Raw genomic sequence first — 24,032 nt, 5'->3', positions numbered from 1 at the left:
CCTTGTCGTACGCGAACCTGGTGCGAGTGCCGGGAGGGGACGAGCGGGGTGCCGGGCGCGGGCCCGGCGGGACGGCGGGCGGAGGTCCGGCGTCCTCCGCCCGCCGCCGTTCCGGTAGCCCTAGGAGGAGAGCTCCTTGAGCTGGATGTTGCGGAAGGAGACCTGGTCGTCGGCGCCGTGGTTCTGGAGGCCGATGTAACCGTCGGTCAGGCTCCGCTCGGGGTCCTTGTTGGTGAAGTCGTTGATCTTGACTCCGTTGAGGAACACCTGGAGGCGTTCGCCCTGGACCTTGATCTCGTAGGAGTTCCACTGGCCGGGCGGCCGCAGGACCTGGTCACGGGCCTTGATGTTCGCCGACTTGAAGGAGTAGACGGAGCCCGTGGTGCGGTCCGCCGCGTCGGTGGCGTCGATCTGGATCTCGTAGCCCTTGTTCACCGCGGACCAGGGGTCGTCGGAGGCGGGGAAGCCCACGAAGATCCCGGAGTTGTCGTCGCCCCGCATCTTCCAGTCGAGCTTGAGGGAGTACGACTTCAGCTCCTTGGCCTGGTACCAGAGCAGGCCCATGCCGCCGTTGGACTCCAGCGTGCCGTCCTTCACGTCGAAGGTGCCGGGGCCGGCCTGCTTCCAGCCGTCCCTGGTCTCACCGTTGAAGATGTCCCGGTAGCCGGTGCTGGGCTTGCAGTCGGCCTTGACCTGTCCGGTGGCGTACTGCATGCCGCCGAGCAGGTGGGCACGGAACGCCTCGTCGGCGTAGGACTCCTTGGTGTGGCCGCCGCCGGTGTAGAAGGAGCGGCCGCCGCCGTAGTTCTGGCACCAGGCGATCGGGTGGTCGCCCTTCATGGTGCCGCCGTCGTAGGTGGTCTCGTCCAGGGTGGCGAGGACCTTGGCCTGCTCACGCGGGTTGGTGCGGTAGTTGTACCACTCGTCGGTGCGCTCCCAGGTGTCGCCGAGGTGCGCGGTGGACGGGTGGTCGTGCTCCTCGACGCGTACGGTGGCCTTCTGGATGGCCGGGTGCGAGTCGAAGTGGGCGCCGACGAGGCCGCCGTAGAACTCCCAGTCGTACTCGGTGTCGGCGGCGGCGTGGATGCCCAGGTAGCCGCCGCCGTTCTTGACGTAGTCCTCGAACGCCTTCTGCTGGTCGGCATTGAGCACGTCACCTGTGGTGGACAGGAAGGCGACCGCGTCGTACTTGGCGAGGTTGGCCGTGGTGAACTGCTTGGCCTCCTCGGTCGCGGTGACCGAGATGCCGGCCGGGGCGCCGAGCTCCTTCAGCGCGGCGACGCCCTCGGGGATGGAGTCGTGGCGGAAGCCGGCCGTCTTGGAGAAGACCAGGACCTTCTTGCCGCCCTTGAACGGCTCCTTGGAGAACTCGAAGTCGTCCACGTCGTACAGCGCGCCCTCGCCGCCCCTGAAGACCAGGTAGATGTCGGTGGTCTTCTTGGGCAGGGCCCGCAGCGGCACGTCGACGTCCTGGAACGTCTCCCAGCTGCCGGTCGGCGGGATGTACGCCGAGCCGTGCAGCGGGCCGTCGGGCGAGCCGGTGCGCAGTTCGACGAAGCCGCCGGCGCCGCCGGAGGAGGCCCGTACGGTGAGCTTCTTCTGCCCGTCGAACTTGTAGGGGCTGAAGGAGATCCAGTCGCCGTCGTCGATGTTGCCGACGGTCTTGCCGCCGTTGGCGCCGGTCTTGTCGACGACCGTGACGCCCTGCTGGGCGGCGAAGTGCTCGGCCTGGCGGTGCAGCGGCTGGAGCACGGTGCGGGCGGTGCCGGTCAGGGCCTCCTGGCCGTTCGCCCCGCCGTCGGTGTAGCTGGCGCCGACGACACCGTAGATGTTGGCGTTGGGGTCGTGGCCGCCGTCGCCGGGCGGCGGGTTCAGGGTGCCCTCACAGCCCATCTCGCTGGTCAGCTCGTGGGCGTGGGAGTCGTGGCCGAGGCTGTAGGCGACCTTGACCCTGGAGCAGTCGACGGTCTCCTCGGGGTCGGTGACGGTCACCTTGAAGGGGACGGGCTCGCCGAAGGCGGCGAGGGCGCCGTTGCCCGGGACGTCGATCCTCAGCTTGGGCGCGGTGTTGCCGACCACGATCCGGACGCTGGCGTTGCCGGTGTTGCCCTCGGGGTCCTTCGCGGTGAAGGTCGCGGTGTAGGTGCCGACCTTCTTGTACTTGTGGGTGGGGGTGAGGCCCTCGCCCTTGGTGCCGTCGCCGAAGTCCCAGCTGTAGGTGAGGTCCGGGGAGTCGGCGTCCTTGACGGAGGCGGTGAACTTCACCTTGAGGCCGGCCGCTCCGGACGTCTTGTCGGCGCTCACCTCGGCGATCGGGGAGAAGCCGTCCTCGGCGTTCTCGATGCGGTACAGCGCGGAGTTCTCGTCGCCCTGGAACCAGGAGACGCCGTAGTCCAGCACGTAGAGCGCGCCGTCGGGGCCGAACTCCATGTCCATGATCTGGGTGCCGGTCCACGGGAAGTCGTTGATCTTCGCGACGGTGCCGTCGGCGTTCTGCTCGATCCGCTTGATCCAGCGGCGGCCGAACTCGCCGGCGAAGAAGTCGCCGTCGAACTCCTCGGGGAACTTCACGCTGGAGTCGAGCTCGGGGTCGTAGCGGTAGACCGGGCCGGCCATCGGGGACTCGGAGCCGGTGCCGAGCTCGGGCACGGAGCCGCCGTCGTACGGGATCCAGGCGGCCTGCGCGGGCGGCAGGTCGACCAGGCCGGTGTTGTGCCGCGAGGTGTTCTTGGGGGCGGCGCAGTCGAACTTCTCACCGGAGGTCTTGGTGGCGAAGTCGTAGTCGACGTAGGGGTCGTTGTTGCCCGTGCAGAACGGCCAGCCGAAGTTGGCGGCCTTGGTGACCTTGGCGAACTCGACCTGTCCGGCCGGGCCGCGGTTCGGGTCGGCGGCGCCCGCGTCGGGTCCGTAGTCGCCGACGTAGACGGTGCCGGTCTTGTCGTCGACGCTCATCCGGAACGGGTTGCGGAAGCCCATGGCGTAGATCTCGGGGCGGGTCTTCTCGGTGCCCGGGGCGAAGAGGTTGCCGTCCGGCACGGTGTACGAGCCGTCCTCGGCGACCTTGATGCGCAGGATCTTGCCGCGCAGGTCGTTGGTGTTGCCGGAGCTGCGGCGGGCGTCGAAGGCCGGGTTGCGGTCCGGGCGCTCGTCGATCGGCGTGAAGCCGTCGGAGGCGAACGGGTTGGAGTCGTCGCCGGTGGACAGGTACAGGTTGCCCTCGGCGTCGAAGTCGATGTCACCGCCGACGTGGCAGCAGGTGCCGCGGGAGGCCGCGACGTCCAGGACCTTCTTCTCGCTGGCCAGGTCCAGGGTGCCGTTGGCGTTGAGCACGAAGCGGGAGAGCCGGTTGACGCCGTCGAACTTCTTGAAGTCCTCGGCGGTGCCGGTCTCCGGGGCGTCGCCCGCGGGGGTGTCGAGCGGCGGGGCGTAGTAGAGGTAGATCGCCCGGTTCTTCTCGAAGTCCGGGTCGATGCCTACGCCCTGCAGGCCCTCCTCGTCGTGGCTGTAGACGTCGAGCTTGCCGGCGACCTTGGTGACGCCGCCCTGGTCGGTGAGGCGCAGTGTGCCGTCGCGGGCGGTGTGCAGGACGCTGCGGTCCGGGAGCACGGCGAGCGACATCGGCTCACCCATCTCGGGCTCGCCCTTGGCGAGCGGAACCTGCTGGAACTGCCCCTCGGCGGCCGCCGGTTCGTCGTGTTCCGGATGTCCGGGGTGGGCGCCGGCGACGGTCGCCGGGGTCCCCACCGCCAGCAGCAGGCCGGTGAACAGGGCGAGGGTGGTGCGGAGCCTGGGGCGCCTCGTGGTCCTGGTGCTCTTGAGTCTGGTTCTGTGCACGAAGTCCCTCCGGGAACGGGATGGGCCGTACGGAACGGGTGCGAAGACGTGCGGTGCGGCGGGCTCCGGGGTGCGCCGTCACCCCGGGGACGTGGGTGTCCTGAACACATCAGGGACGGTAACCGCGTTCTTCCGGGCCCAACACCCCTTGGACCCGGACTGGTTCAACTTTTTCCCAATCCAGGACAAAGCGGGATGCGGGCAGGCCGGACCGGGGACCGGCGAACCTGCCGGCCCCCGTCCCCGACCTGCCGTCGGGCGGTCTGATCAGCTGTTGAAGGCGGCGTCGAAGGACGCGCTGGGCGGGTCGAAGTCGAAGGCCTTGAGACGGGTGAGGGCCTCGGGGGCGCCCTGCAACCGGTCCATGCCGGCGTCCTCCCACTCGACGGAGACCGGGCCCTGGTAGTCGATGGAGCGCAGCATGCGGAAGACGTCCTCCCAGGGGACGTCGCCGTGCCCGGCCGACACGAAGTCCCAGCCGCGGCGCGGGTCCCCCCACGGCAGGTGGGAGCCGAGGCGCCCGTTACGGCCGTCGAGGCGCTTGCGGGCCTCCTTGCAGTCGACGTGGTAGATCCGGTCGCGGAAGTCCCACAGGAAGCCGACCGGGTCGAGGTCCTGCCACACGAAGTGGGAGGGGTCGAAGTTGAGGCCGAAGGCGGGCCGGTGGTCCACGGCCTCCAGGGCGCGCTGGGTCGTCCAGTAGTCGTAGGCGATCTCGCTGGGGTGGACCTCGTGGGCGAACCTCACGCCCTCGGCGTCGAAGACGTCGAGGATGGGGTTCCAGCGGTCCGCGAAGTCCTGGTACCCCCGCTCGATCATCGACTCCGGGGCGGGCGGGAACATGGCGACCAGGTGCCAGATGGCCGAGCCGGTGAAGCCGATGACGGTGTCCACGCCGAGGCGTGCGGCGGCCCGGGCGGTGTCCTTGAGCTCGGCCGCGGCGCGCTGCCGCACGCCCTCCGCGTCACCGTCGCCCCAGATGCGGGCGGGGAGGATCGCCTCGTGGCGCTCGTCGATGATGGCGTCGCAGACCGCCTGGCCGACCAGGTGGTTGGAGATCGCCCAGCACTTGAGGCCGTACTTGTCGAGCAGCTGGTGGCGGGAGTCGACGTAGGAGGGGTCGGCGAGGGCCTTGTCGACCTCGAAGTGGTCGCCCCAGCAGGCGAGCTCCAGGCCATCGTAGCCGAAGTCGCGGGCGAGGCGGCAGACCTCCTCCAGGGGCAGGTCCGCCCACTGGCCGGTGAAGAGAGTGAAGTTGCGCGGCATGTCGCTGCCAGCCTCCTCAGGGGGCGATCGGGGTGTAGACGGAGTTCTTCTCGGCGCTCTCCTCGACCGCCGCGAGGACGCGCTGCACCTGGAGCCCGTCGGCGAAGGAGGGTTCCGGCCGGCGCCCCTCGGCGACGGCGTGCACGAGGTCGCGCGCCTGGTGGACGAAGGAGTGCTCGTAGCCGAGCCCGTGGCCGGGCGGCCACCAGGCGTCCAGGTAGGGGTGCTCGGGTTCGGTGACCAGGATGCGGCGGAAGCCGGCGTGCTCCCCCTGCTCCGTACCGTCGTGGTACGACAGCTCGTTGAGCCGCTCCAGGTCGAAGGCGAGCGAGCCGCGTTCGCCGTTGAGCTCGATCCGGAGGGCGTTCTTGCGGCCGGTGGCGTAGCGGGTGGCCTCGAAGGAGACCAGGGCGCCCGAGGTGAGGCGGCCGGTGAACACGGCGGCGTCGTCCACGGTGACCTGGCCCATGGTGCCGTCCGCCGAGCCGGCCGAGAGCCCCCGGGCGGCACCGGCCGGAAGCGGGCGTTCCCGGACGAAGGTCTCGGTGAGGGCGGAGACGCCCGCGATCCGCTCCCCCGTCAGGTACTGCGCGAGGTCGACGATGTGCGCGCCGAGGTCGCCCAGGGCGCCCGAGCCGGCCAGTTCCTTGCGCAGCCGCCAGGTCAGCGGCGAGTTCGGGTCCACCAGCCAGTCCTGGAGGTACGTCACCCGCACGTGCCTGAGGCGTCCGACGCGGCCCGCCGCCACCATCCGCCGTGCCAGCGCGGTGGCCGGCACGCGGCGGTAGTTGAAGCCGACCATGGCCAACTGGCCGCGTGCGGCGGCCTCGTCGGCGGCCCTGGTCATCGCCTCCGCCTCGCCCACGGTGTTGGCGAGGGGCTTCTCGCACAGGACGTGCTTGCCGGCGGCGAGCGCGGCGAGCGCGATCTCCGCGTGGCTGTCGCCGGGGGTGCAGATGTCGACGAGGTCGATGTCGTCCCGTTCGACCAGGGCCCGCCAGTCGGTCTCGGTGCTCGCCCAGCCGTGCCGGTCGGCCGCGGTGCGCACGGCGTCGGCGTCCCGTCCGCAGATCGCGGCCAGGACCGGGTTCAGCGGCAGGTCGAAGACCCGGCCGGCGGTGCGCCAGCCCTGGGAGTGTGCGGCACCCATGAAGGCGTAGCCGACCATGCCGACGCGCAGCGGCGGTCTGGTCGCGGATGCCCCCGTCGCCCTGGTCCCGGTCCCGCTGTCGGTCCCGGTGCCGGTGGCTGCTGCCCCCGCTCCGGCCCCCTCGGGCTGCTGCGGCTGTCCCATCGGATGTCCTCCTCGTCGTCGTGGCGCGGTGGGGGTGGGCCCCGCCCCGGCCGGCTGGTCAGGCCGCTGCCGGGGCGGCAGCCGTCACTTGGTGCCCGTCACTTGAAGCCCGTGGACATGTACTGGTCCACGTTCTCCTTGTCGACGACGGCCGAGTAGCAGGTGACGGTCGAGGGGATCTCGAACTCGGCGAGCCCGCTGACGCCCTTGCCCTGACCGAGGGCGCGGGCGAGGTCGATCGCGGAGGCGGCCATGGTGGGCGGGTAGAGCACGGTGGCCTTCAGCACGCCGCTGTCCGCCTTGATGGCCTGGAAGGCGGAGAGCGCTCCCGCGCCGCCGACCATCAGGAAGTCGTCGCGGCCCGCCTGCTCGATGGCGCGCAGCGCGCCCACGCCCTGGTCGTCGTCGTGGTTCCACAGGGCGTCGAACTGGGACTGGGCCTGGAGCAGCTGGGCCATCTTGGCCTGGCCCGACTCGACCGTGAACTCGGCGGCCTGGCGGGCCACCTTCTGGATGTTGGGGTAGTTCTTCAGACCGTCGTCGAAGCCCTTGGTGCGCTGCTGGGTCAGCTCCAGGTTGTCCAGGCCGGCCAGCTCGATGACCTTGGCGCCGGACTTGCCCTTGAGCTTCTCGCCTATGTAGTGGGCGGCGTTGAGGCCCATGCCGTAGTTGTCGCCGCCGACCCAGCAGCGGTAGGCCTGCGGGCTGTTGAAGATGCGGTCGAGGTTGACGACCGGGATGCCGGCGCGCATCGCCTTGAGCCCGACCTGGGTGAGGGCCTTGCCGTCGGCGGGCAGGACGACCAGGACGTCGACCTTCTTGTTGATCAGGGTCTCGATCTGACCGATCTGCTGGGCGGTGTCGTTGGAGCCCTCGGTGACCTCGAGCGTGACGTCCGAGTACTTCTCGGCGCGCTTCTGCGCCTGGTCGTTGACGGCGTTGAGCCAGCCGTGGTCGGCCTGCGGGCCGGCGTAGCCGATGGTGACCTGCTTGCCGGGCTGGTCGTCGGCGGCCGGCTGCGTGTCCGCTGCCTTGTCGTCGCCGTCGTCGGGGTCGTTGCTCGTGCAGCCGGTGAGGACCACGCCGGCGGACACGGCGGCCGCTCCGAAGAGCAGTCCTCTGCGGCTCGGGAGGTTCGTCATGACGGTGGACCCTTTCCTCAGTGCGTGCTTGCGGTACGGCGCTGGACCAGCACGGCGGCGACGATGATCGCGCCCTTGGCGATCTGCTGCACGTCGGTCTGCAGGTTGTTCAGGGCGAAGATGTTGGTGATGGTGGTGAAGATCAGGACGCCGAGCACGGAGCCGAGGATGTGGCCCCGCCCGCCGGTCAGCAGCGTCCCGCCGATGATCGCGGCGGCGATGGCGTCGAGTTCGTAGAGGTTGCCGTTGGTGTTCTGGCCGGAGCCGGCCAGGACGATCAGCAGGAAGGCGGCGATGCCGCAGCACAGCCCGGACAGCAGGTAGAGGTAGAGGCGCTGGCGGCGGACGTCGATGCCGGCGAGCCGGGCGGCCTCGGCGTTGCCGCCGACGGCCACGGTGCGGCGGCCGAAGGTGGTGCGGTTGAGCACCAGCCAGCCGATGACCGTGACGGCGGCGAACACCAGGACCAGGGGCGGGATGCCGAGCACGTAGGAGTCGCGTTCGCCGAGGTCCAGGACGCTCGGGACGGTGACGACCTGGGTGCGTCCGTCGGTGATCTGGAGCGCGAGGCCGCGCGCCGAGGCCAGCATGGCGAGGGTGGCGATGAACGGCACCATCTGCCCGAACGCGATGAGCACCCCGTTGACCAGCCCGCAGCCCACGCCGACGACGACCGCCGTGAACAGGATGCCGACGAAGCCGTACTCCTGGGTGGCGACCGTGGTCGCCCACACCGAGGCGAGGGCGACGATGGCGCCGACGGAGAGGTCGATGCCGCCGGAGACGATGACGAAGGTCATGCCGACGGTGACGACGCCGATCACGGACGCCTGGGTGAGCACCAGCTGGAGGTTGCGGGTGTCCAGGAACGAGTCGGGCTGGGTGATGCCGCCGATGAGGACGAGTGCGGCGAGCACCCCGAGCAGGGTGAGGGTGCGGACGTCGGCGCGGCCCAACTGGACTCGCCAGGCGGGCGGGCCGTCCACCGGAGCCGCCTTGCCGGTGCCGTCCCGGGGCGGGGACACGTGCTGCGTCATGACGCCGGGCTTCCTTCCATCACGAGGTCGAGTACGCGGTGTTCGTCGAGTTCGCGGGCGGGGGCCTCGTGCACGACACGGCCCTCGCGCAGCACCAGCACGCGGTCGGCGAGGCCCAGTACCTCGGGCACCTCGCTGGAGACCAGCAGGACGGCGAGGCCCTCGTCGGCGAGGCGGCGGACGACCGCGTAGAGCTCGGCGCGGGCGCCGACGTCGACGCCGCGGGTGGGTTCGTCGAGCAGCAGGACCCGGCAGCCGCGCAGCAGCCAGCGGGCGAGGACCGCCTTCTGCTGGTTGCCGCCGGAGAGGGTGCGCACGGGCGCCGAGGGGTTGTCGGGCCGCAGGGACAGCTCGCGGGTGGCCGCGCGGGCCGCCCCGAGTTCGGCCCCCTGGTCGATCCAGCCGCCGCGCGAGAAGCGGGACATGGCGGAGACCGACACGTTGCGGGTGACGGACTCCAGCATCAGCAGCGCCTGCGCCTTGCGTTCCTCGGGAGCGAGCCCGAGGCCGGCGCGCACCGCGGCGCGCACGCTGCCCGGCCGCAGCGGACGACCGTCGACGAGGACCTGTCCGGTGCTCGCCTTGCGGGCTCCGTAGACCGTCTCCAGGATCTCGGAGCGGCCCGAGCCGACGAGTCCGGCGAGGCCGACGATCTCGCCGGGGCGGACCTCCAGGTCGAGGGGGGCGAACTCGCCCTCCCTGGACAGTCCCCGCACGCTGAGCACGGGCTCTCCCGCCGCCGGGGCGGCGGGCCGCTCCGGGAAGACGTACTCCACGTTGCGTCCGGTCATCAGCGCCACCACCTCGCGGGTGGGCGTCTCCTTGGCGGGCAGTCCGCCGGCGACGGCCCGGCCGTCCTTGAGGACGGTGACCCGGTCGCCGATGCGGCGGATCTCCTCCAGGCGGTGCGAGATGTAGACGACGGCGACACCGTCGGCGGTGAGGTCGGTGACGATGCGGAAGAGGTTGTCGACCTCGTCCGGGTCGAGGGCGGCGGACGGCTCGTCCATCACGATCAGCCGTACGTCGTGCGAGAGCGCGCGTGCCATGGACACGATCTGCTGCTGTGCCGCCGAGAGTTCCCCGACCAGCCGCCCGGGATCGACCTCCGGATGCCCGAGTCGCTTCAGGAGCCGCGCCGTCGACGCTTTGGCCGCCCGTGCCCGGACGACGAATCCGGCGGCGGTCGGCTCGTGGCCGAGGTGGACGTTCTCGGCCACCGACAGGTGCTCCACCAGGTCGAGTTCCTGGTAGATGGTGGCGATGCCGAGGCGCATGGCCGCGATGGGCGAGCGCAGGGTGACGTCCTCGCCTCGCCAGCGGATGGTGCCGGTGTCGGGCTGGTGGGCACCGGCCAGCACCTTGATCAGGGTGGACTTGCCGGCGCCGTTCTGGCCGAGCAGGCAGTGCACCTCGCCGGCCTGGACGTCGAGGTCGACGCCGTCCAGGGCCCGGACTCCGGGGAAGGACTTGGTGATGCCGGACATGCTGAGCAGCGGTGGTTCTGGTGCCATGTGAGGTCCCCTCGGCGGGCGTGCGGGCCGGTGTCAGGGCAGAGCGGGGCTGGGTGGGGTGGGGCGGGTGGATCGGAGCAGGGTGGAGCCGGGCAGGGTGGAGCCGGGCAGCGTGGAGCAGAGCGGGGTGGAACGCTGTGCCGGTGGGGCGCGTGCTGGTGGAGCTCGCGGGCCGGGCCGACGGGGCCCGGGACCGGATGACCTACGCGGGTGAGAACAGGTGGTCGCTGATCAACCGGGCCCCGCCGATGACGCCGGCGGAGGGCCCCAACTCACCGAGGACGATGGGCAGGTTGCCGGTCGCCAGGGGCAGCGACTGGCGGTAGACCTGGGTGCGGATCGCGGCGAGCAGGTTGTGGCCGAGGCCGGTCACCCCGCCGCCGATCACCACGAGACCAGGGTTGAAGAAGCTGACCAGACCGGCGATGACCTGGCCGGTGCTCCGGCCGCCCTCCCGGATCAGGTCGAGTGCGGTGGCGTCGCCCGCGGCGGCAGCGGCGGCGACGTCGGCGGCGCTCAGGCCCCCGTTCGCCTCCAGCCGGTTCGCGAGTTCGGCCGACAGTCCCTGCTGGGCGGCCTCCGTGGCGTCGCGGGCCAGTGCCGCGCCGCTGAAGTGGGCCTCCAGACACCCCCGGTTGCCGCAGGCGCACGGGCGTCCGTCGGGCACGGCCTGGATGTGCCCGATGTCCCCCGCGCTGCCCGTCGTCCCCCGGTAGACGTCACCGCCGACGACGATGCCGCAGCCGATGCCGGTACCGATCTTGACGACGAGGAAGTCGTGCTGGGTGCGGGCGACGCCCGCGTGCTGCTCCCCCAGGGCCATCAGGTTCACGTCGTTGTCGACCATGACCGGACAGCCGAGTTCCTGGCTGAGCGCCTCCCGTACCGGGAAGCCGTCCCAGCCCGGCATGATCGGCGGAGCCACCGGCACCCCCTCGGGGAAGCGGACCGGCCCCGGGACGCCGATACCGGCGCCGTCGAAGCCCTCCGCGAGTCCCGAGGCCCTCAACTTGGCAGCCATGGCGAGTACTTGCTCGAAGACCGCGACCGGTCCCTCGCGTACGTCCATGGGCTGGTTGATGTGGCCGAGGATCTCCAGCTCGGCGTTGGTGACCGCGACGTCGACCGAGGTCGCGCCGATGTCGACGCCGAGGAAGCGCAGTGCGGGATGGAGACGGATGTTGTGGCTGCGGCGCCCTCCGCGCGAGGCGGCGAGTCCGTCGGCCACCACCAGCCCCGTCTCCAGCAGCCGGTCCACCTCGACGGCCAGCTTGGACCGGGAGAGGTCCACCTGGTCGCCGAGCTGGGCGCGGGAGTTGGGCCCTCCGTCGCGCAGCAGCTGGAGCAGTCGGGCCTGGTGGGCGTTAGCGGGTCGTGCCGTCATGCGTCTCACGAGCCCCTCCCCGCCTCAATCGGCCTTCGAGTGTGCCGGTTCCCGGCCACGTCCTTGGCTTGCTTTCGGAGGGAACGTAGCAGTGGGCGCCGGGTGTGGGAAGAAGTCACGCACGAATTGCTGCGAACTTTCTCCACTGAGTGGACAAAGAAGCGCGGGGCGTTCGCCGTCCCCGGGCACGAGGAGGCCGCCCGGTCCACGCTCCGGGCGGCCTCGGCACGTCACCGACCCTGCCTCTGACCTCACGATTCTCCGCGCGCGTGGCACGAGCGCCGGGTGTGTTCGGTGTGCTCGCGCATGAGCCGGGTCGCGGTCCGCTCGTCCCGGCCGGCGATGGCGGCGATCAGCCGCCGGTGCTCGATCCGGGACCGCCGGCCTCGGCGGCGGGCGAGGGGCGTGGGGTACCAGCGGACCCGGCGGTCGACCGGTAGGGCGCGTGTCTTTCGTCTGCGGTCCACGGCCTACGGCGCACCGGGGCGAGAGGGCTCGGAGCAGCCCGTGTCACACCGCGTCCGGGGGAGGCGGGGCCCTGTCACGGGCAGCGGACGACCTGTCCGGCGTAGGAGAGGTTCCCGCCGAAGCCGAAGAGCAGCACCGGGTCGCCGGTGGTGATCTCGCCGCGCTCCACCAGCTTGGAGAGCGCGAGGGGGATGCTCGCCGCCGAGGTGTTGCCGGACTCGACGACGTCGCGGGCGACGACGGCGTTGACGGCGCCGATCTTCGCGGCGAGGGGTTCGATGATGCGCAGGTTCGCCTGGTGCAGGACGACCGCGGCGAGGTCGGCCGGCTCCAGGCCGGAACGCTCACAGGCCTGGCGCGCGAAGCCGGGAAGTCGTGTGGTCGCCCAGCGGTAGACGCTCTGGCCCTCCTGCGCGAACCTCGGGGGCGTGCCCTCGATGCGGACCGCGTTGCCCATCTCGGGCACGGACCCCCACAGCACGGGGCCGATCCCCGGCTCCGCTCCGGGCGCCGAGGCCTCCACGACGGCGGCCCCCGCCCCGTCGCCGACGAGCACGCAGGTGGTGCGGTCGCTCCAGTCGGCCACCTCGGACATCTTGTCCGCGCCGATGACCAGGGCCCGGCTCGACGAGCCGGCCCGCACGGCGTGGTCGGCGGTGGCCAGGGCGTGGGTGAAACCGGCGCACACGACGTTGACGTCGAGCGCGGCGGGGCCGGGGATGCCGAGGCGGGCGGCGACACGGGCGGCGGTGTTCGGGGAGCGGTCGATCGCGGTGGAGGTGGCGACCACGACCATGTCCACGTCGGCGGGCGTCAGCCCGGCCGCCGCCAGCGCCTTGGCCGCGGCGTGGCCCGCCAGTTCGTCGACCGGCTCCTCGGGTCCGGCGATACGGCGGGAGTGAATACCGACCCGGCTCCTGATCCACTCGTCGCTGGTGTCGACCATGCCCGCCAGGTCCTCGTTGGTGAGGATCCCGGCGGGCTGGTAATGGCCGACGGCGGTGATGCGGGAGCCGTGCATGTGGTGGAGTCCTCGCTGCCTCGGGTACGGGATCCACCAGTGTGATCAGTGACCGACGGGTACGACGGCAGGTGATACGACAGGAAACCCGCGCCCGCCTTGTCGGCTTCGGTCAGCACCCCGGGCGCCCCTGGGGCGTCACCCGGTGAACAGCTGGGTCGCCTTCCGGACGAGTTCGTACAGCCCGTAGGCGAGCGGCGCGCCCACCCAGAGCCAGGTGAAGGCGATCAGCGGCCGCCGGTCGGGCAGGTCAGGCGGACTCTGGCTGCTGTCGTCGGACATCGGCGGCCTCCTTCGGTGCGGGGGTGGCGGAGACGTGGTGGCGGGGGTGGACGGGACGGACGAGTTCGTTGGCCACGAAGCCGACGGCCAGCAGCCCGATCATGATGACGAAGGACGTCCCGTACAGGGACGCGCCGTGCCGCCCGGCCTCCTCCTGCCGGTCGGCGATCCAGTTCACGATCAGCGGTCCGAGGACACCGGCGGTGGACCACGCGGTGAGCAGCCGCCCGTGGATCGCCCCGACCTGGTAGGTGCCGAAGAGGTCCTTGAGGTAGGCGGGGATCGTCGCGAAGCCGCCGCCGTAGAAGGACAGGACGACCAGCGCGCACAGCACGAACAGGGGTTTCGAGGCGTCGCCGAACAGGGCGATCAGGGTGTACATCACCGCGCCCACACCGAGGTAGACGCGGTAGATGTTCTTGCGGCCGATCAGGTCGGAGGTCGAGGACCAGCCGATCCGGCCCGCCATGTTGGCCGCCGACAGCAGGGCCACGAACCCGGCGGCGGCGGTCGCCGACACCGGGGTGGAGGTGTCGGCGAAGAAGTCGGTGATCATCGGCGCGGCCTTCTCCAGGATGCCGATGCCGGCCGTGACGTTCATGCAGAGCACGAGCCACAGCAGCCAGAACTGCGGGGTGCGCAGGGCACCGCGCGCCGAGACCTGGATGCCGCCGAGGGCCGCCGCCGAGCCGTCCGCCCCCTTCTTCGGGCGCGGCACCCGCACGAGCAGCACGCCCAGCAGCATGAAGACGGCGTACGTCAGCCCGTGCACGAGGAAGGCGAGGGCGATCCCGGAGCTGTCGGTGCCGAAGGACTCCAGCATCTGCGCCGACCAGGGCGAGGCGATGAGCGCGCCGCCGCCGAACCCCATGATGGCGATGCCGGTGGCCATGCCGGGCCGGTCCGGGAACCACTTGATCAGCGTGGAGACGGGCGAGATGTAGCCGATGCCGAGGCCGATCCCGCCGACGAAGCCGTAGCCGAGGACGATCAGCCAGTACTGCTCCACCGCCGCGCCGAGCGCGGAGAGCAGGAAGCCGGAGGAGAAGCAGACCAGGGCGACGGTCATCGCCCAGCGCGGCCCGTGCCGTTCCACGAGCGTGCCGCCGAACGCGGCCGACAGGCCGAGCATGACGATGCCGAGCTGGAAGGGGAGCGCGCTCTGCGTGCCGCTGAGGCCGAGCGAGGACTCCAGGGGCGGCTTGAACACGGACCAGGCGTAGGCCTGGCCGATGGAGAGGTGGACCGAGAGGGCGGCGGGGGGAACGAGCCAGCGGCTCCAGCCCGGGGGTGCGACAGGGGGACTCATGGGTCCCCAACCGTAGGGAGACACGTGGCGGTTGAGAAGACGGTTGAGCAGACAACCACTGTCCTTGCACAAAGCCTCGGGCGTGGTCCACGCGGCGTCGGAGTGCGGCATGCGGGCGGCGGGCACCTGGTACGGGACACGACAGACGGAGACGACGACGGTGTGTGCGTACTGCGGAGCGGGCTGCGACCTCGCTCTCCACGTACAGGACAATGAGATCGTGAAGGTCACCTCGCCGCACGGCGATCCGGTGACCCACGGCAACCTGTGCGTCAAGGGCCGCTTCGGCCACCAGCACGTACGGAACCGGGACGACCGGCAAGGGGCACGGACATGGGACGAGTCACGGAACGACGCAAGGTGATCCGGATCCGGGACGGGGCGGTCTCCGCCCGCCCGGACACGCTCGTCGCCGAGGAACCGCTGGAGATCCGGCTGAACGGCAGGCCCCTCGCCATCACCATGCGCACCCCGGGCGACGACTTCGCGCTGGCCGCCGGGTTCCTGGTCAGCGAGGGCGTGCTCGCCGAGCAGGACGACCTCCAGAACATCGTCTACTGCGCGGGCGCCACGGCCGACGGGGTGAACACCTACAACGTGGTCGACGTGCGGACCGCCGCCGGAGTGCGGATCCCCGACATCACCCTGGAGCGGAACGTCTACACGACCTCCTCGTGCGGACTGTGCGGCAAGGCGAGCCTGGACGCGGTGCGCACGACGGCCCGCTGGCCGATCGCCGACACTCCCCCGGTCCGCGTCACGCCGGAACTGCTGGCGGGCCTGCCCGACCGGCTGCGCGGCGCCCAACGGGTCTTCGACCGGACCGGCGGACTGCACGCGGCGGCCCTGTTCACCGAGGGCGGCGAGCTGGTGGACGTGCGGGAGGACGTGGGCCGGCACAACGCCGTGGACAAACTGGTCGGCCGTGCCCTGCGCGACGGCGACCTGCCCCTGTCCCGGTCCGTCCTGCTGGTGTCGGGCAGGGCCTCCTTCGAGCTGGCGCAGAAGGCCGTGATGGCGGGCATCCCGGTGCTGGCCGCGGTGTCGGCGCCGTCCTCGCTCGCGGTGGACCTGGCCGCCGAGACGGGGCTGACGCTGGTGGGCTTCCTGCGCGGCACCTCCATGAACGTGTACGCGGGTGAGGACCGCGTCGCCCTGCGGGCCGCGGCCGCCCAGGGCTGACCCTGGTCCCCGCGGCACGGCGGCGGGGCCCCGGCCGGCGGGGAGCGCCCCCTGCGCCGCGGGGCCCCGTCCCGACCCCGTTTCCGCGCGACCGGCCACGTGCCGTCGGACGACACGCGCGTGATCACACGGGGCGGAGAAGGCCTGGCACGTCCTGATGTACTGATGCCCTGACGACCGGCTCCCGACCAGCCGCCCGAAGGGCAGACCGATCCATGCCGTCACCTCCCCGCGTGCGTCCGCGCTCCCCCCTGCTCGCCCTCGTCTCCCTGTGCGCCCTGGCCGCCGCCCCGCTCCCCGCCCACGCCGAACCCGGGAGCGGGGCGGCCCGGTTCGAGCAGCAGATCCTGTTCGAGGCGGGCCGGGACCCGGGCGGCTACGCCTGCTTCCGCATCCCGGCGATCGTGCGGACGACGGAGGGCACCCTGCTGGCCTTCGCCGAGGGCCGCGTCCTGAACTGCGGGGACGCCGGCGACATCGACATCGTCGTCAAGCGCTCCACCGACGGCGGACGCACCTGGGGTCCGCTCCAGGTCGTCAACGACGGCGGCGGCGACACCCACGGCAACCCGGCCCCGGTCGTGGACCGCACCACCGGTCGCGTCCTGCTGCTCGAGACGTACAACGCGGGCCGTACGGACGCCGCCGGCTGCGCGGTGCCCTGCGCCCGCACGCCCCACCTCCAGTACAGCGACGACGACGGCCGCACCTGGTCCGCGCCCCGCGACCTGAGCGCCGGCATCCTGCCGCCGGACTGGAACTCCTGGTACGCGACCGGCCCTGTGCACGGCGTCCAGCTCACCGGCGGCAGCCGTCCCGGTCGGCTCGTCGTCGGCGTCAACGCCGAGACCTGGGACGGCGAGCGGGTCACCGCCCACCACGCGGCGCTCGTGGTCAGCGACGACGGCGGCGAGCACTGGAGGGTGGGTGCCACCGACACCTGGCCCGTCGCCGCCGACGGCACCTTCCGGCAGAAGCCGTCCGAGGTCGCCCTCACCGAACGCGCCGACGGCTCGCTCCTGGTCAGCGGCCGCGAGGAGAACGGCACCGACCTCGGCCACCGCACGCAGGCCGTCAGCCTCGACGGCGGTGACAGCTTCGCCGGGCCCTTCCGGGCTCTGCCGGACCTGTACACCCCGCAGGTGCAGGGCTCGGTGCTCCGCCTGGGCGACCGGCTGCTGCTGTCCGCCCCCGCCGACCCCGACCGCCGCCGGACGATGACGATCCGCTCCTCCTACGACGGCGGCGCGACCTGGGACGGCGTGGACCGCGGCACGGTCGTCACCCGGGACTGGTCCGGCTACTCCGACATGGTGGCCGTCGACGACGGGACGGTGGGCCTGCTGTACGAGGCGGGAGCGGTCGACGCGCGCGACGAGATCCGCTTCGCCCGTTTCACCGAGGACTGGCTCCAGCCGCGCCGGGCCGCCGGTCCCACCACTGCCGACAGGGCCCCGGGCGCCGCTCCGGCGGCCGTCCTGGGCGGCGCCCGGGTGACGGACGGCGCGGTGGGCGGCGCCCTCTCCTTCGACGGCGCCGACGACGCCGTACGCCTGCCGTTCGACGAGCGGCTTCCGCTCGGGGAGGGGGACTTCACCGCCTCGCTGCGGTTCCGGTACACGGCGGCGGACGGGGAGCATCCGCTGCTGTGGATGGGCGGGGTCGGCCCCGCTCAGCCCCAGGTGTGGCTGCGTGCCGAGCCGGGCGACGACCGCGTCCAGGGGCTGATCACCACCCGCGACGGCGGGTCCGCCCCGCGCTCGGCCCGGGTCCGCACCGAACGCGCCCACAACGACGGCGCCTGGCACCACCTGGCGCTGCGTCGCGGCGGCGGCCGGCTCACGCTCTTCCTCGACGGCTCGGCGGTCGGCGGCACGGCGGACGTGCCCGGCTCGGTCAGCCGGAACTCGCCCTTCGGCGTGCACGTCGGGGAGCGGGTGGACGGCCGGGCGCGTTTCACCGGCGCGATCGACGAGGTACGCGTGTGGAACCGGGCGCTGACCGACGAGGAGATCGCCGCCGGCGATCCACCGTCGGCCCTCGGGAACACGGTGCTGCACCTGCCCATGGACCGGGTGGACGCGAACGGCTGACCGCACCCGACGACTCAGCGACCAGGCCGACCACACCCCGACGACTCTCCGACCGGGCCGACCCCATCGCGGCGTCGCAGTGGCCCGCCGCGCGCAGGCGGCTCAGCGGCCGGCGGTGCCGACCGCGGCGCGCGCGGGAGCCGCGGAGTCGTCCGCGGTGGCCGCCTCCGGATCGTGCGAGCGGCGCTTGGCGATGACCGCGCACACCATCAGCTGCATCTGGTGGAAGAGCATCAGCGGCAGCACGGCCAGCGAGGCCTGGGCGCCGAACAGGACACTCGCCATCGGCAGCCCGGCGGCGAGCGACTTCTTCGACCCGGCGAACTGGACGGCGATCCGGTCCGCCCGGCCGAAGCCCAGCGCCTTCGCCCCGTACCAGGTCAGCAGCAGCATCACGGCGAGCAGCACGGCCTCCACGGCCAGCAGCCCGAGGAGCCGGACCGGGCTGACCCGGTGCCAGATGCCCTGGACCATGCCCGCGCTGAACGCCGTGTAGACGACCAGCAGGATCGAGCCGCGGTCGACGAGCCCGAGCACCTTCTTGTGCCGGGCGACGAAGCCGCCGATCCAGCGGCGCAGCAGCTGGCCGGCCACGAACGGCACCAGCAGTTGCAGCACGATCTTCACCAGCGCGTCGGCGGAGAACCCGCCCCCGCCGCTGCCCAGCAGGGCGGCGGCCAGCAGCGGGGTGACGACGATGCCGACCAGCGAGGAGAAGGACCCGGCGCAGATCGCCGCCGGCACGTTGCCGCGGGCGAGGGAGGTGAAGGCGATCGACGACTGGATGGTCGACGGGACCAGGGTGAGGAAGAGCAGGCCCTGCTGGAGGGGGTCGGTCAAAAGCACCGGGACCAGACCGCGGGAGGCGAGTCCGAGCAGCGGGAAGACGACGAAGGTGCAGGCCAGCACGGTGACGTGGAGCCGCCAGTGCCGCACGCCGTCCATCGCCTCACGGGTGGAGAGCCGGGCACCGTAGAGGAAGAAGAGGAACGCGATCGCCGCGGTGGAGGCGCCGGAGGCCACGTCCGCACCCGCGCCGCGGGCGGGCACCAGCGCCGCGAGGCCGACCGTGCCGAGCAGCAGCAGGATGTAGGGGTCGACCGGCATCCGACGTGGCCGTCGCAGGCGTTTCACGGTTCTCCACTTGCTCGTTCGCTGTCGTCCGAAGGGCGGGAACGGGCGTCATGGCCCCCGCCCCCCGCTCTATCGTGCTCCCTCGCTCCGCGATCGGGAATCCGGTATACCGCTCTGACTGCCATCACGATCGCCGATAGGCTGACGGGATGTACGACCCCTCCCACCTGCGCACGTTCCTCACGGTGGCCCAGACGCTGAGCTTCACGCAGGCGGCCCGGCGGCTCGGGCTGCGCCAGTCGACGGTGAGCCAGCACGTGCGGCGGCTGGAGGACGCCACCGGCCGGCAGCTGTTCAGCCGCGACACGCATTCGGTGGAGCTGACGGAGGACGGGGAGGCCATGCTGGGGTTCGCGCGCCGCATCCTGGAGGTGCACGAGCAGGCGACCGCCTTCTTCACCGGCACCCGGCTGCGCGGCCGGCTGCGGTTCGGGGCGTCGGAGGACTTCGTGCTGACCCGGTTGCCGGAGATCCTGGAGGGCTTCCGGCACGAGCACCCCGAGGTGGACCTAGAGCTGACGGTGGAGCTGTCGGGGACGCTGCACGAGCAGCTGGCCGCCGGGAAGCTCGACCTGGTGCTGGCCAAGCGGCGGCCCGAGGACCCGCGGGGCGAGCCGGTCTGGCGCGACCGGCTGGTGTGGATCGGCGCGGAGCGGCTGCGTCTCGACCCGGACCGTCCCGTCCCGCTCATCGTCTACCCGCCGCCGGGCATCACCCGGGCGCTGGCGCTGGACGCCCTGCAGCGGCAGGGCCGTGACTGGCGCATCGTGTGCACCAGTGGCAGCCTCAACGGTCTGCTCGCCGCCGCCCGCGCGGGTCTCGGCGTGATGGCGCACTCCCGGGGACTCGTCCCGCCCGGCCTGGTGCGGGTGCCGGACCGGGCCGGGCTGCCCGAGCTGGGCCGGGTCGACTTCGTGCTGGTGCACGGCCGCCGCCACCCCTCGGCACAGGGCGCGGCGGACGCCCTCGCGGCGGCGATCCTGACGCGCGGCGACCGGCTGCAACGGCCGCAGCGCGCGGGTCTCGGATAGGCGGGCCGCACGCCCCGGCCCGCATCCGGTGGCCCGGCACCCGGCTCCGTACCGGCGGTAAGCGGGGCGTACAGATTCGGTGGAGATTACGGCACCGAAACTTACTCATCCGTCAGTAATCTGTCCGACCCTTCCCCATGTGAGCGCATTTTGCGTCGTTGACCAGCGCGAACATGAACGCTGTTCGACTCAGGCACCCCTCCCGCCCCCGTCCCGGGTGGGGTAGCTTTCACCGCGCTGTGCGGGGGCTCATCAGAAGCGGGGAGCGGGGTTTGCGCGAGTTCACCAGTCCTCCGTCGACGTCGGCACCACCGGTGGGCGGTCTGGCCGACGTCGTCTTCCGCCATGCGCGGGAGGACCCGCAGCACATCGCGCTGGGCCGCAAGGACGAGGCCGGGCAGTGGAGGGACGTGACCGCCGGAGCCTTCCGCGACGAGGTGCTGGCCCTCGCCAAGGGCCTGCTCGCCCAGGGCGTCCGCTTCGGCGACCGAGTGGCCATCATGTCCCGCACCCGCTACGAGTGGACCCTCTTCGACTTCGCCCTGTGGACGATCGGCGCCCAGGTGGTGCCGGTGTACCCGACCTCCTCGGCCGAGCAGTGCCTGTGGATGCTGTACGACGCCGAGGTGACGGCCGCGGTCGTGGAGCACGAGGACCACGCGATGACCATCGCCACCGTCATCGACCGGCTGCCGCACCTGCGGGGCCTGTGGCAGCTGGACTCCGGCGCCGTCCAGGAGCTGTACGACGCGGGCGCCCACCTCGACGACGAGGTGGTGCACCGGCACCGGAAGGCGGTCACGCCCGACACGGTCGCCACCGTCATCTACACCTCGGGCACCACGGGCCGCCCCAAGGGCTGTGTCCTGACGCACGGCAACTTCATGTACGAGGCGGACACGGTCATCGAGCGCTGGGAGCCGGTGTTCCACTCGAAGAAGGGCGACGAGGCGGCGACCCTGCTGTTCCTGCCCCTCGCCCACGTCTTCGGCCGGATGGTGGAGGTCGCGGCGATCCGCGGCCGGGTCCGCTTCGGCCACCAGCCGCAGCTCAACGCCGCCGTCCTGCTGCCGGACCTGGCCGCCTTCAGACCGACCTTCATCCTGGCCGTGCCGTACATCTTCGAGAAGGTGTTCAACGCGGCCCGGCGCAAGGCGGAGAAGGAGGGGAGGGCGGGCGCCTTCGAGAAGGCCGTCGAGGTGGCCGTGAAGTACGCGGAGGCCGTGGAGGCGAGGGCCTGGGGCATCGGCCCCGGCCCGTCGGCGGGCCTGCGCATGCAGCACCAGCTCTTCGACAAGCTCGTCTACGCCAAGGTGCGGGCCGCGATGGGCGGGCGCATCCGCAACGCCATGTCGGGCGGCTCGGCGATGGACCGGCGGCTCGGCCTGTTCTTCGCGGGCGCCGGTGTGCAGATCTACGAGGGCTACGGCCTGACCGAGTCCACGGCGGCGGCCACCGCCAACCCGCCCGAGCGCACCCGCTTCGGCACGGTGGGCCGGCCCGTTCCGGGCGTCACCGTGCACCTCGCGGACGACGGCGAGATCTGGCTGAACGGCGACAACGTCTTCCAGGGCTACCTCAACAACCCCAAGGCCACCGACGAGACCCTGCACGACGGCTGGCTCGCCACCGGTGACCTGGGCGCGCTGGACGAGGACGGCTACCTCACCATCACCGGCCGCAAGAAGGAGATCCTGGTGACCTCCGGCGGCAAGAGCGTCTCCCCCGGTCTGCTGGAGGAGCGCGTCCGGGACCATCCGCTGGTCAACCAGTGCATCGTCGTCGGCAACGACCGCCCCTACATCGCCGCCCTGATCACGCTCGACACCGAGGCCGTCGACCACTGGCTGGCGATGCGCAACAAGCCGCGGATGTCCCCGGCCGAGCTGGTGCACGACGCCGACCTGGAGACGGAGGTGCGGCGGGCGGTCGTGGCCGCCAACACGCTGGTGTCGCAGGCCGAGTCGATCCGCACCTTCCGCATCCTGGCCCAGCCGTTCACCGAGGAGCACGGCCTGCTGACGCCCTCGCTGAAACTGAAGCGCAAGGCCATCGAGAAGGCCTACGGCGTGGAGGTCGAGGCGCTGTACACGGCCTGAGTTCGCCGGTCAGGAATGCATCACGGCCCGTGATCGTTGACGATGTGAGTACCACCTGACCACAACCGAAGGATCAAGAGCTCGTGAGCAAGGTCCCCCCGATCATCCTGAACAACGGCGTCGAGATGCCCCAGCTGGGCTTCGGCGTCTGGCAGGTGCCGGACGACGAGGCCGAGACGGCCGTCGCCCAGGCGCTTGAGGCCGGGTACCGCAGCATCGACACAGCGGCGATCTACGGCAACGAAGAGGGCACCGGCAAGGCCGTCGCCGCCTCCGGCGTGGCCCGCGAGGACCTCTTCGTCACCACCAAGCTCTGGAACAGCGACCAGGGGTACGACTCCACCCTCCGCGCCTTCGACACCTCGCTGGAGAAGCTCGGCCTGGAGTACGTGGACCTCTACCTGATCCACTGGCCCACGCCCGCCAAGGAGCGGTACGTCGACACGTACAAGGCGTTCGAGAAGCTGCACGCCGACGGCCGGGTCCGGGCCATCGGCGTCTCCAACTTCCTGCCGGAGCACCTGGAGCGGCTGATCGGCGAGACGTCGGTCGTCCCGGCCGTCAACCAGATCGAGCTGCACCCCCACCTCCAGCAGCACGCGCTGCGCGAGTTCCACGCGGAGCACGGCATCGCCACCGAGGCCTGGTCGCCGCTCGGCTCCGGCAAGGGCATCCTCGAGATCCCGGCGATCGTGGCGATCGCCCAGAAGCACGGCCGCACCCCGGCCCAGGTCGTGCTGCGCTGGCACCTGCAGACCGGCAACGTGGTGATCCCGAAGTCCGTGACGCCGTCGCGGATCGAGGAGAACATCGACGTGTTCGGCTTCTCCCCGGACACCGAGGACCTCGCGGCGATCAGCGCGCTGAACGAGGACCGGCGGCTGGGCCCGGACCCGGCGGAGTTCAACGGGGCCTGACGTGCCCGCGAAGGGGCCCGGCCGGTGGCGGCCGGGCCCTTGCGCGTCAGGCCGGCCGTACCGCCGTGTAGACCGTGTGCGCCAGCAGCACGAACACGTCCTGGCGGCGGTGGACGCCCGCCTCGTCCGCGGGGTCGAGCAGCCGGTCGAGGGTGGCCCGGTCGGTGGCGTCGAGGCCGTCCGCGATCCGGTCGCGCAGCCGGGACAGGGAGGTGGCGACGTACGCACGGGCCTCGTCCGTGAGGGGCGCGGGCAGGTCCAGCAGGAAGCTGCGGGTGCCGGTGTGCTTCAGGCCCGCCGCGGTCAGCAGCGCGGCCCAGTCCTCGGTCTCCGCCACGGTGCCGGGCAGTGCCGCGCGCATCTCCGCGAAGTAGTCCTCCTCGACCGCGTGCATCCGGGCCTGGAGCCCGGGGCGTCCGATGCCGAGGTCGCGGGGCAGGAAGCGGGCCGGGAGCCCGCCCTCCAGGACGGCCAGTGTGCCGCCGGGGGCCAGGTGTCCGGCGAGCGCGGCGAGGGCCGCGCGCTGGTCGCCGAGGTGGTGCAGGCTCTGGCTCGCCCACATCAGGTCCGCCGGGTGGTCGAGCTCGCCCAGCACGCCGGGCAGGTCGCCGGCGAGGGTGCCGAAGCGGTCGGCGAGGCCGAGCCGGGCGGCGCGGTCGCGGGCCCGGTCCAACAGCGGTGCGGCGCCGTCGGCGGCGACGACGCGGGCGCCGGGGAAGGTGTCGGCGAACAGGCAGGAGACGACGCCGGGGCCGCTGCCGACGTCGACGACCAGGCCGGGCTCGGTCACCTCCCGCGCCAGCCAGGCCATGGCCTGCCGGTACAGCGGCGTGTACAGCTCCGCCTGCGCCTCCAGCAGCGGTGCCAGGTCGGCCCAGTCGATGTCCGCGTGGTCGTGGGCGTGACCGTGTTCGGGTCCGCGGTGGTCGTGCCCGTGCTGGTGGTGGTCGTGCGCCATGGTGGTCGGCCTCCCGTTCGCGTTGCCGTCAGCGTGCGACGACTCACCACCGGGAGGCAAGTTCCCT

Annotated in this window: 17 protein-coding genes and 2 pseudogenes; 6 read left to right on the top strand and 13 right to left on the bottom strand. The window is 71.9% G+C overall.

Features of this window, described 5'->3' with window-relative positions; all coding sequences use genetic code 11:
• Window positions 1–120 precede the first annotated feature (120 nt).
• From SAM23877_RS29735 to SAM23877_RS29690, 11 genes and pseudogenes are all read right to left on the bottom strand, one after another.
• Window positions 121–3,834, bottom strand: coding sequence for a ThuA domain-containing protein (locus SAM23877_RS29735; protein WP_053139721.1), 3,714 nt, complete (start codon window positions 3,832–3,834; stop codon window positions 121–123).
• A gap of 267 nt (window positions 3,835–4,101) precedes the next feature.
• A complete protein-coding gene (locus SAM23877_RS29730) occupies window positions 4,102–5,100 on the bottom strand; it encodes a sugar phosphate isomerase/epimerase family protein (RefSeq protein ID WP_053139719.1) in 999 nt (332 codons plus the stop codon).
• Between the two features lie 16 nt (window positions 5,101–5,116).
• Window positions 5,117–6,394: a Gfo/Idh/MocA family protein gene (locus SAM23877_RS29725; protein ID WP_053139717.1), complete on the bottom strand. Its 1,278-nt coding sequence runs from the start codon at window positions 6,392–6,394 to the stop codon at window positions 5,117–5,119.
• A 98-nt stretch (window positions 6,395–6,492) separates the two neighbouring features.
• Window positions 6,493–7,536, bottom strand: coding sequence for a substrate-binding domain-containing protein (locus SAM23877_RS29720; RefSeq protein ID WP_053139715.1), 1,044 nt, complete (start codon window positions 7,534–7,536; stop codon window positions 6,493–6,495).
• Between the two features lie 17 nt (window positions 7,537–7,553).
• A complete protein-coding gene (locus tag SAM23877_RS29715) occupies window positions 7,554–8,573 on the bottom strand; it encodes an ABC transporter permease (RefSeq protein WP_053139713.1) in 1,020 nt (339 codons plus the stop codon).
• Window positions 8,570–10,087: a sugar ABC transporter ATP-binding protein gene (locus tag SAM23877_RS29710; RefSeq protein ID WP_053139711.1), complete on the bottom strand. Its 1,518-nt coding sequence runs from the start codon at window positions 10,085–10,087 to the stop codon at window positions 8,570–8,572. The genes SAM23877_RS29715 and SAM23877_RS29710 overlap by 4 nt, the downstream gene beginning before the upstream one ends.
• Window positions 10,088–10,289: 202 nt before the next feature.
• On the bottom strand, window positions 10,290–11,471 hold the full coding sequence (locus SAM23877_RS29705) for an ROK family transcriptional regulator (RefSeq protein ID WP_053139709.1): 1,182 nt from the start codon (window positions 11,469–11,471) through the stop codon (window positions 10,290–10,292).
• Between the two features lie 251 nt (window positions 11,472–11,722).
• Window positions 11,723–11,914 (bottom strand): annotated as a pseudogene (locus SAM23877_RS29700) (FCD domain-containing protein); the annotation flags it as partial.
• Window positions 11,915–12,012: 98 nt separating this feature from the next.
• Window positions 12,013–12,960, bottom strand: a complete 948-nt coding sequence (locus SAM23877_RS29695; protein ID WP_053139704.1) for a beta-ketoacyl-ACP synthase III — start codon at window positions 12,958–12,960, stop codon at window positions 12,013–12,015.
• A 138-nt stretch (window positions 12,961–13,098) separates the two neighbouring features.
• Complete coding sequence (locus SAM23877_RS40365; protein ID WP_167355245.1) at window positions 13,099–13,242, bottom strand: MFS transporter small subunit; 144 nt, start codon at window positions 13,240–13,242, stop codon at window positions 13,099–13,101.
• Complete coding sequence (locus SAM23877_RS29690; RefSeq protein ID WP_053139702.1) at window positions 13,211–14,551, bottom strand: OFA family MFS transporter; 1,341 nt, start codon at window positions 14,549–14,551, stop codon at window positions 13,211–13,213. Before SAM23877_RS29690 ends, SAM23877_RS40365 begins: the two co-directional genes overlap by 32 nt.
• A gap of 97 nt (window positions 14,552–14,648) precedes the next feature.
• On the opposite strand from SAM23877_RS29690, the pseudogene SAM23877_RS38080 reads away from it, so the two are divergent.
• The 3 genes and pseudogenes from SAM23877_RS38080 to SAM23877_RS29680 form a co-directional block, all read left to right on the top strand.
• Window positions 14,649–14,915, top strand: a pseudogene (locus SAM23877_RS38080) (hypothetical protein); the annotation flags it as partial.
• On the top strand, window positions 14,885–15,733 hold the full coding sequence (fdhD, locus tag SAM23877_RS29685; protein ID WP_053139699.1) for a formate dehydrogenase accessory sulfurtransferase FdhD: 849 nt from the start codon (window positions 14,885–14,887) through the stop codon (window positions 15,731–15,733). The pseudogene SAM23877_RS38080 and the gene fdhD, both read left to right, overlap by 31 nt.
• A 215-nt stretch (window positions 15,734–15,948) precedes the next feature.
• A complete protein-coding gene (locus SAM23877_RS29680; RefSeq protein WP_053139696.1) occupies window positions 15,949–17,826 on the top strand; it encodes an exo-alpha-sialidase in 1,878 nt (625 codons plus the stop codon).
• A 102-nt stretch (window positions 17,827–17,928) separates the two neighbouring features.
• Here the strand turns inward: SAM23877_RS29680 and SAM23877_RS29675 are convergent, their stop codons facing one another.
• The gene (locus tag SAM23877_RS29675; RefSeq protein WP_174532310.1) at window positions 17,929–18,933 is read right to left on the bottom strand and encodes a bile acid:sodium symporter family protein; all 1,005 of its coding nucleotides are present in this window, start codon (window positions 18,931–18,933) and stop codon (window positions 17,929–17,931) included.
• A 176-nt stretch (window positions 18,934–19,109) separates the two neighbouring features.
• On the opposite strand from SAM23877_RS29675, the gene SAM23877_RS29670 reads away from it, so the two are divergent.
• From SAM23877_RS29670 to SAM23877_RS29660, 3 genes are all read left to right on the top strand, one after another.
• A complete protein-coding gene (locus tag SAM23877_RS29670) occupies window positions 19,110–19,991 on the top strand; it encodes a LysR substrate-binding domain-containing protein (protein WP_053139692.1) in 882 nt (293 codons plus the stop codon).
• A gap of 272 nt (window positions 19,992–20,263) precedes the next feature.
• Complete coding sequence (locus SAM23877_RS29665; RefSeq protein WP_053139689.1) at window positions 20,264–22,090, top strand: AMP-dependent synthetase/ligase; 1,827 nt, start codon at window positions 20,264–20,266, stop codon at window positions 22,088–22,090.
• A 125-nt stretch (window positions 22,091–22,215) separates the two neighbouring features.
• Window positions 22,216–23,007, top strand: a complete 792-nt coding sequence (locus tag SAM23877_RS29660; protein ID WP_053143018.1) for an aldo/keto reductase — start codon at window positions 22,216–22,218, stop codon at window positions 23,005–23,007.
• 46 nt (window positions 23,008–23,053) lie between these two features.
• Here SAM23877_RS29660 and SAM23877_RS29655 read toward each other — a convergent pair whose 3' ends face one another.
• On the bottom strand, window positions 23,054–23,965 hold the full coding sequence (locus SAM23877_RS29655) for a class I SAM-dependent methyltransferase (protein ID WP_053139687.1): 912 nt from the start codon (window positions 23,963–23,965) through the stop codon (window positions 23,054–23,056).
• Window positions 23,966–24,032: the final 67 nt, after the last annotated feature.

The sequence above is a fragment of the Streptomyces ambofaciens ATCC 23877 genome, from assembly GCF_001267885.1.
GTDB lineage: Bacteria > Actinomycetota > Actinomycetes > Streptomycetales > Streptomycetaceae > Streptomyces > Streptomyces ambofaciens.
Note: the sequence above shows the minus strand (reverse complement) of the source record. Positions and strands in the feature narration are given on the sequence as shown.

What these genes read in the sequence shown, in the direction of transcription:
- SAM23877_RS29670 (WP_053139692.1), top strand. Translation starts at nt 19,110, where the DNA reads ATGTACGACCCCTCCCACCTGCGCACGTTCCTCACGGTGGCCCAGACG.
- SAM23877_RS29655 (WP_053139687.1), bottom strand. Translation starts at nt 23,965, where the DNA reads ATGGCGCACGACCACCACCAGCACGGGCACGACCACCGCGGACCCGAA.
- fdhD (WP_053139699.1), top strand. Translation starts at nt 14,885, where the DNA reads ATGGGACGAGTCACGGAACGACGCAAGGTGATCCGGATCCGGGACGGG.
- SAM23877_RS29705 (WP_053139709.1), bottom strand. Translation starts at nt 11,471, where the DNA reads ATGACGGCACGACCCGCTAACGCCCACCAGGCCCGACTGCTCCAGCTG.
- SAM23877_RS29725 (WP_053139717.1), bottom strand. Translation starts at nt 6,394, where the DNA reads ATGGGACAGCCGCAGCAGCCCGAGGGGGCCGGAGCGGGGGCAGCAGCC.
- SAM23877_RS29720 (WP_053139715.1), bottom strand. Translation starts at nt 7,536, where the DNA reads ATGACGAACCTCCCGAGCCGCAGAGGACTGCTCTTCGGAGCGGCCGCC.
- SAM23877_RS29695 (WP_053139704.1), bottom strand. Translation starts at nt 12,960, where the DNA reads ATGCACGGCTCCCGCATCACCGCCGTCGGCCATTACCAGCCCGCCGGG.
- SAM23877_RS40365 (WP_167355245.1), bottom strand. Translation starts at nt 13,242, where the DNA reads ATGTCCGACGACAGCAGCCAGAGTCCGCCTGACCTGCCCGACCGGCGG.
- SAM23877_RS29680 (WP_053139696.1), top strand. Translation starts at nt 15,949, where the DNA reads ATGCCGTCACCTCCCCGCGTGCGTCCGCGCTCCCCCCTGCTCGCCCTC.
- SAM23877_RS29730 (WP_053139719.1), bottom strand. Translation starts at nt 5,100, where the DNA reads ATGCCGCGCAACTTCACTCTCTTCACCGGCCAGTGGGCGGACCTGCCC.
- SAM23877_RS29710 (WP_053139711.1), bottom strand. Translation starts at nt 10,087, where the DNA reads ATGGCACCAGAACCACCGCTGCTCAGCATGTCCGGCATCACCAAGTCC.
- SAM23877_RS29690 (WP_053139702.1), bottom strand. Translation starts at nt 14,551, where the DNA reads ATGAGTCCCCCTGTCGCACCCCCGGGCTGGAGCCGCTGGCTCGTTCCC.
- SAM23877_RS29660 (WP_053143018.1), top strand. Translation starts at nt 22,216, where the DNA reads ATGCCCCAGCTGGGCTTCGGCGTCTGGCAGGTGCCGGACGACGAGGCC.
- SAM23877_RS29715 (WP_053139713.1), bottom strand. Translation starts at nt 8,573, where the DNA reads ATGACGCAGCACGTGTCCCCGCCCCGGGACGGCACCGGCAAGGCGGCT.
- SAM23877_RS29675 (WP_174532310.1), bottom strand. Translation starts at nt 18,933, where the DNA reads ATGCCGGTCGACCCCTACATCCTGCTGCTGCTCGGCACGGTCGGCCTC.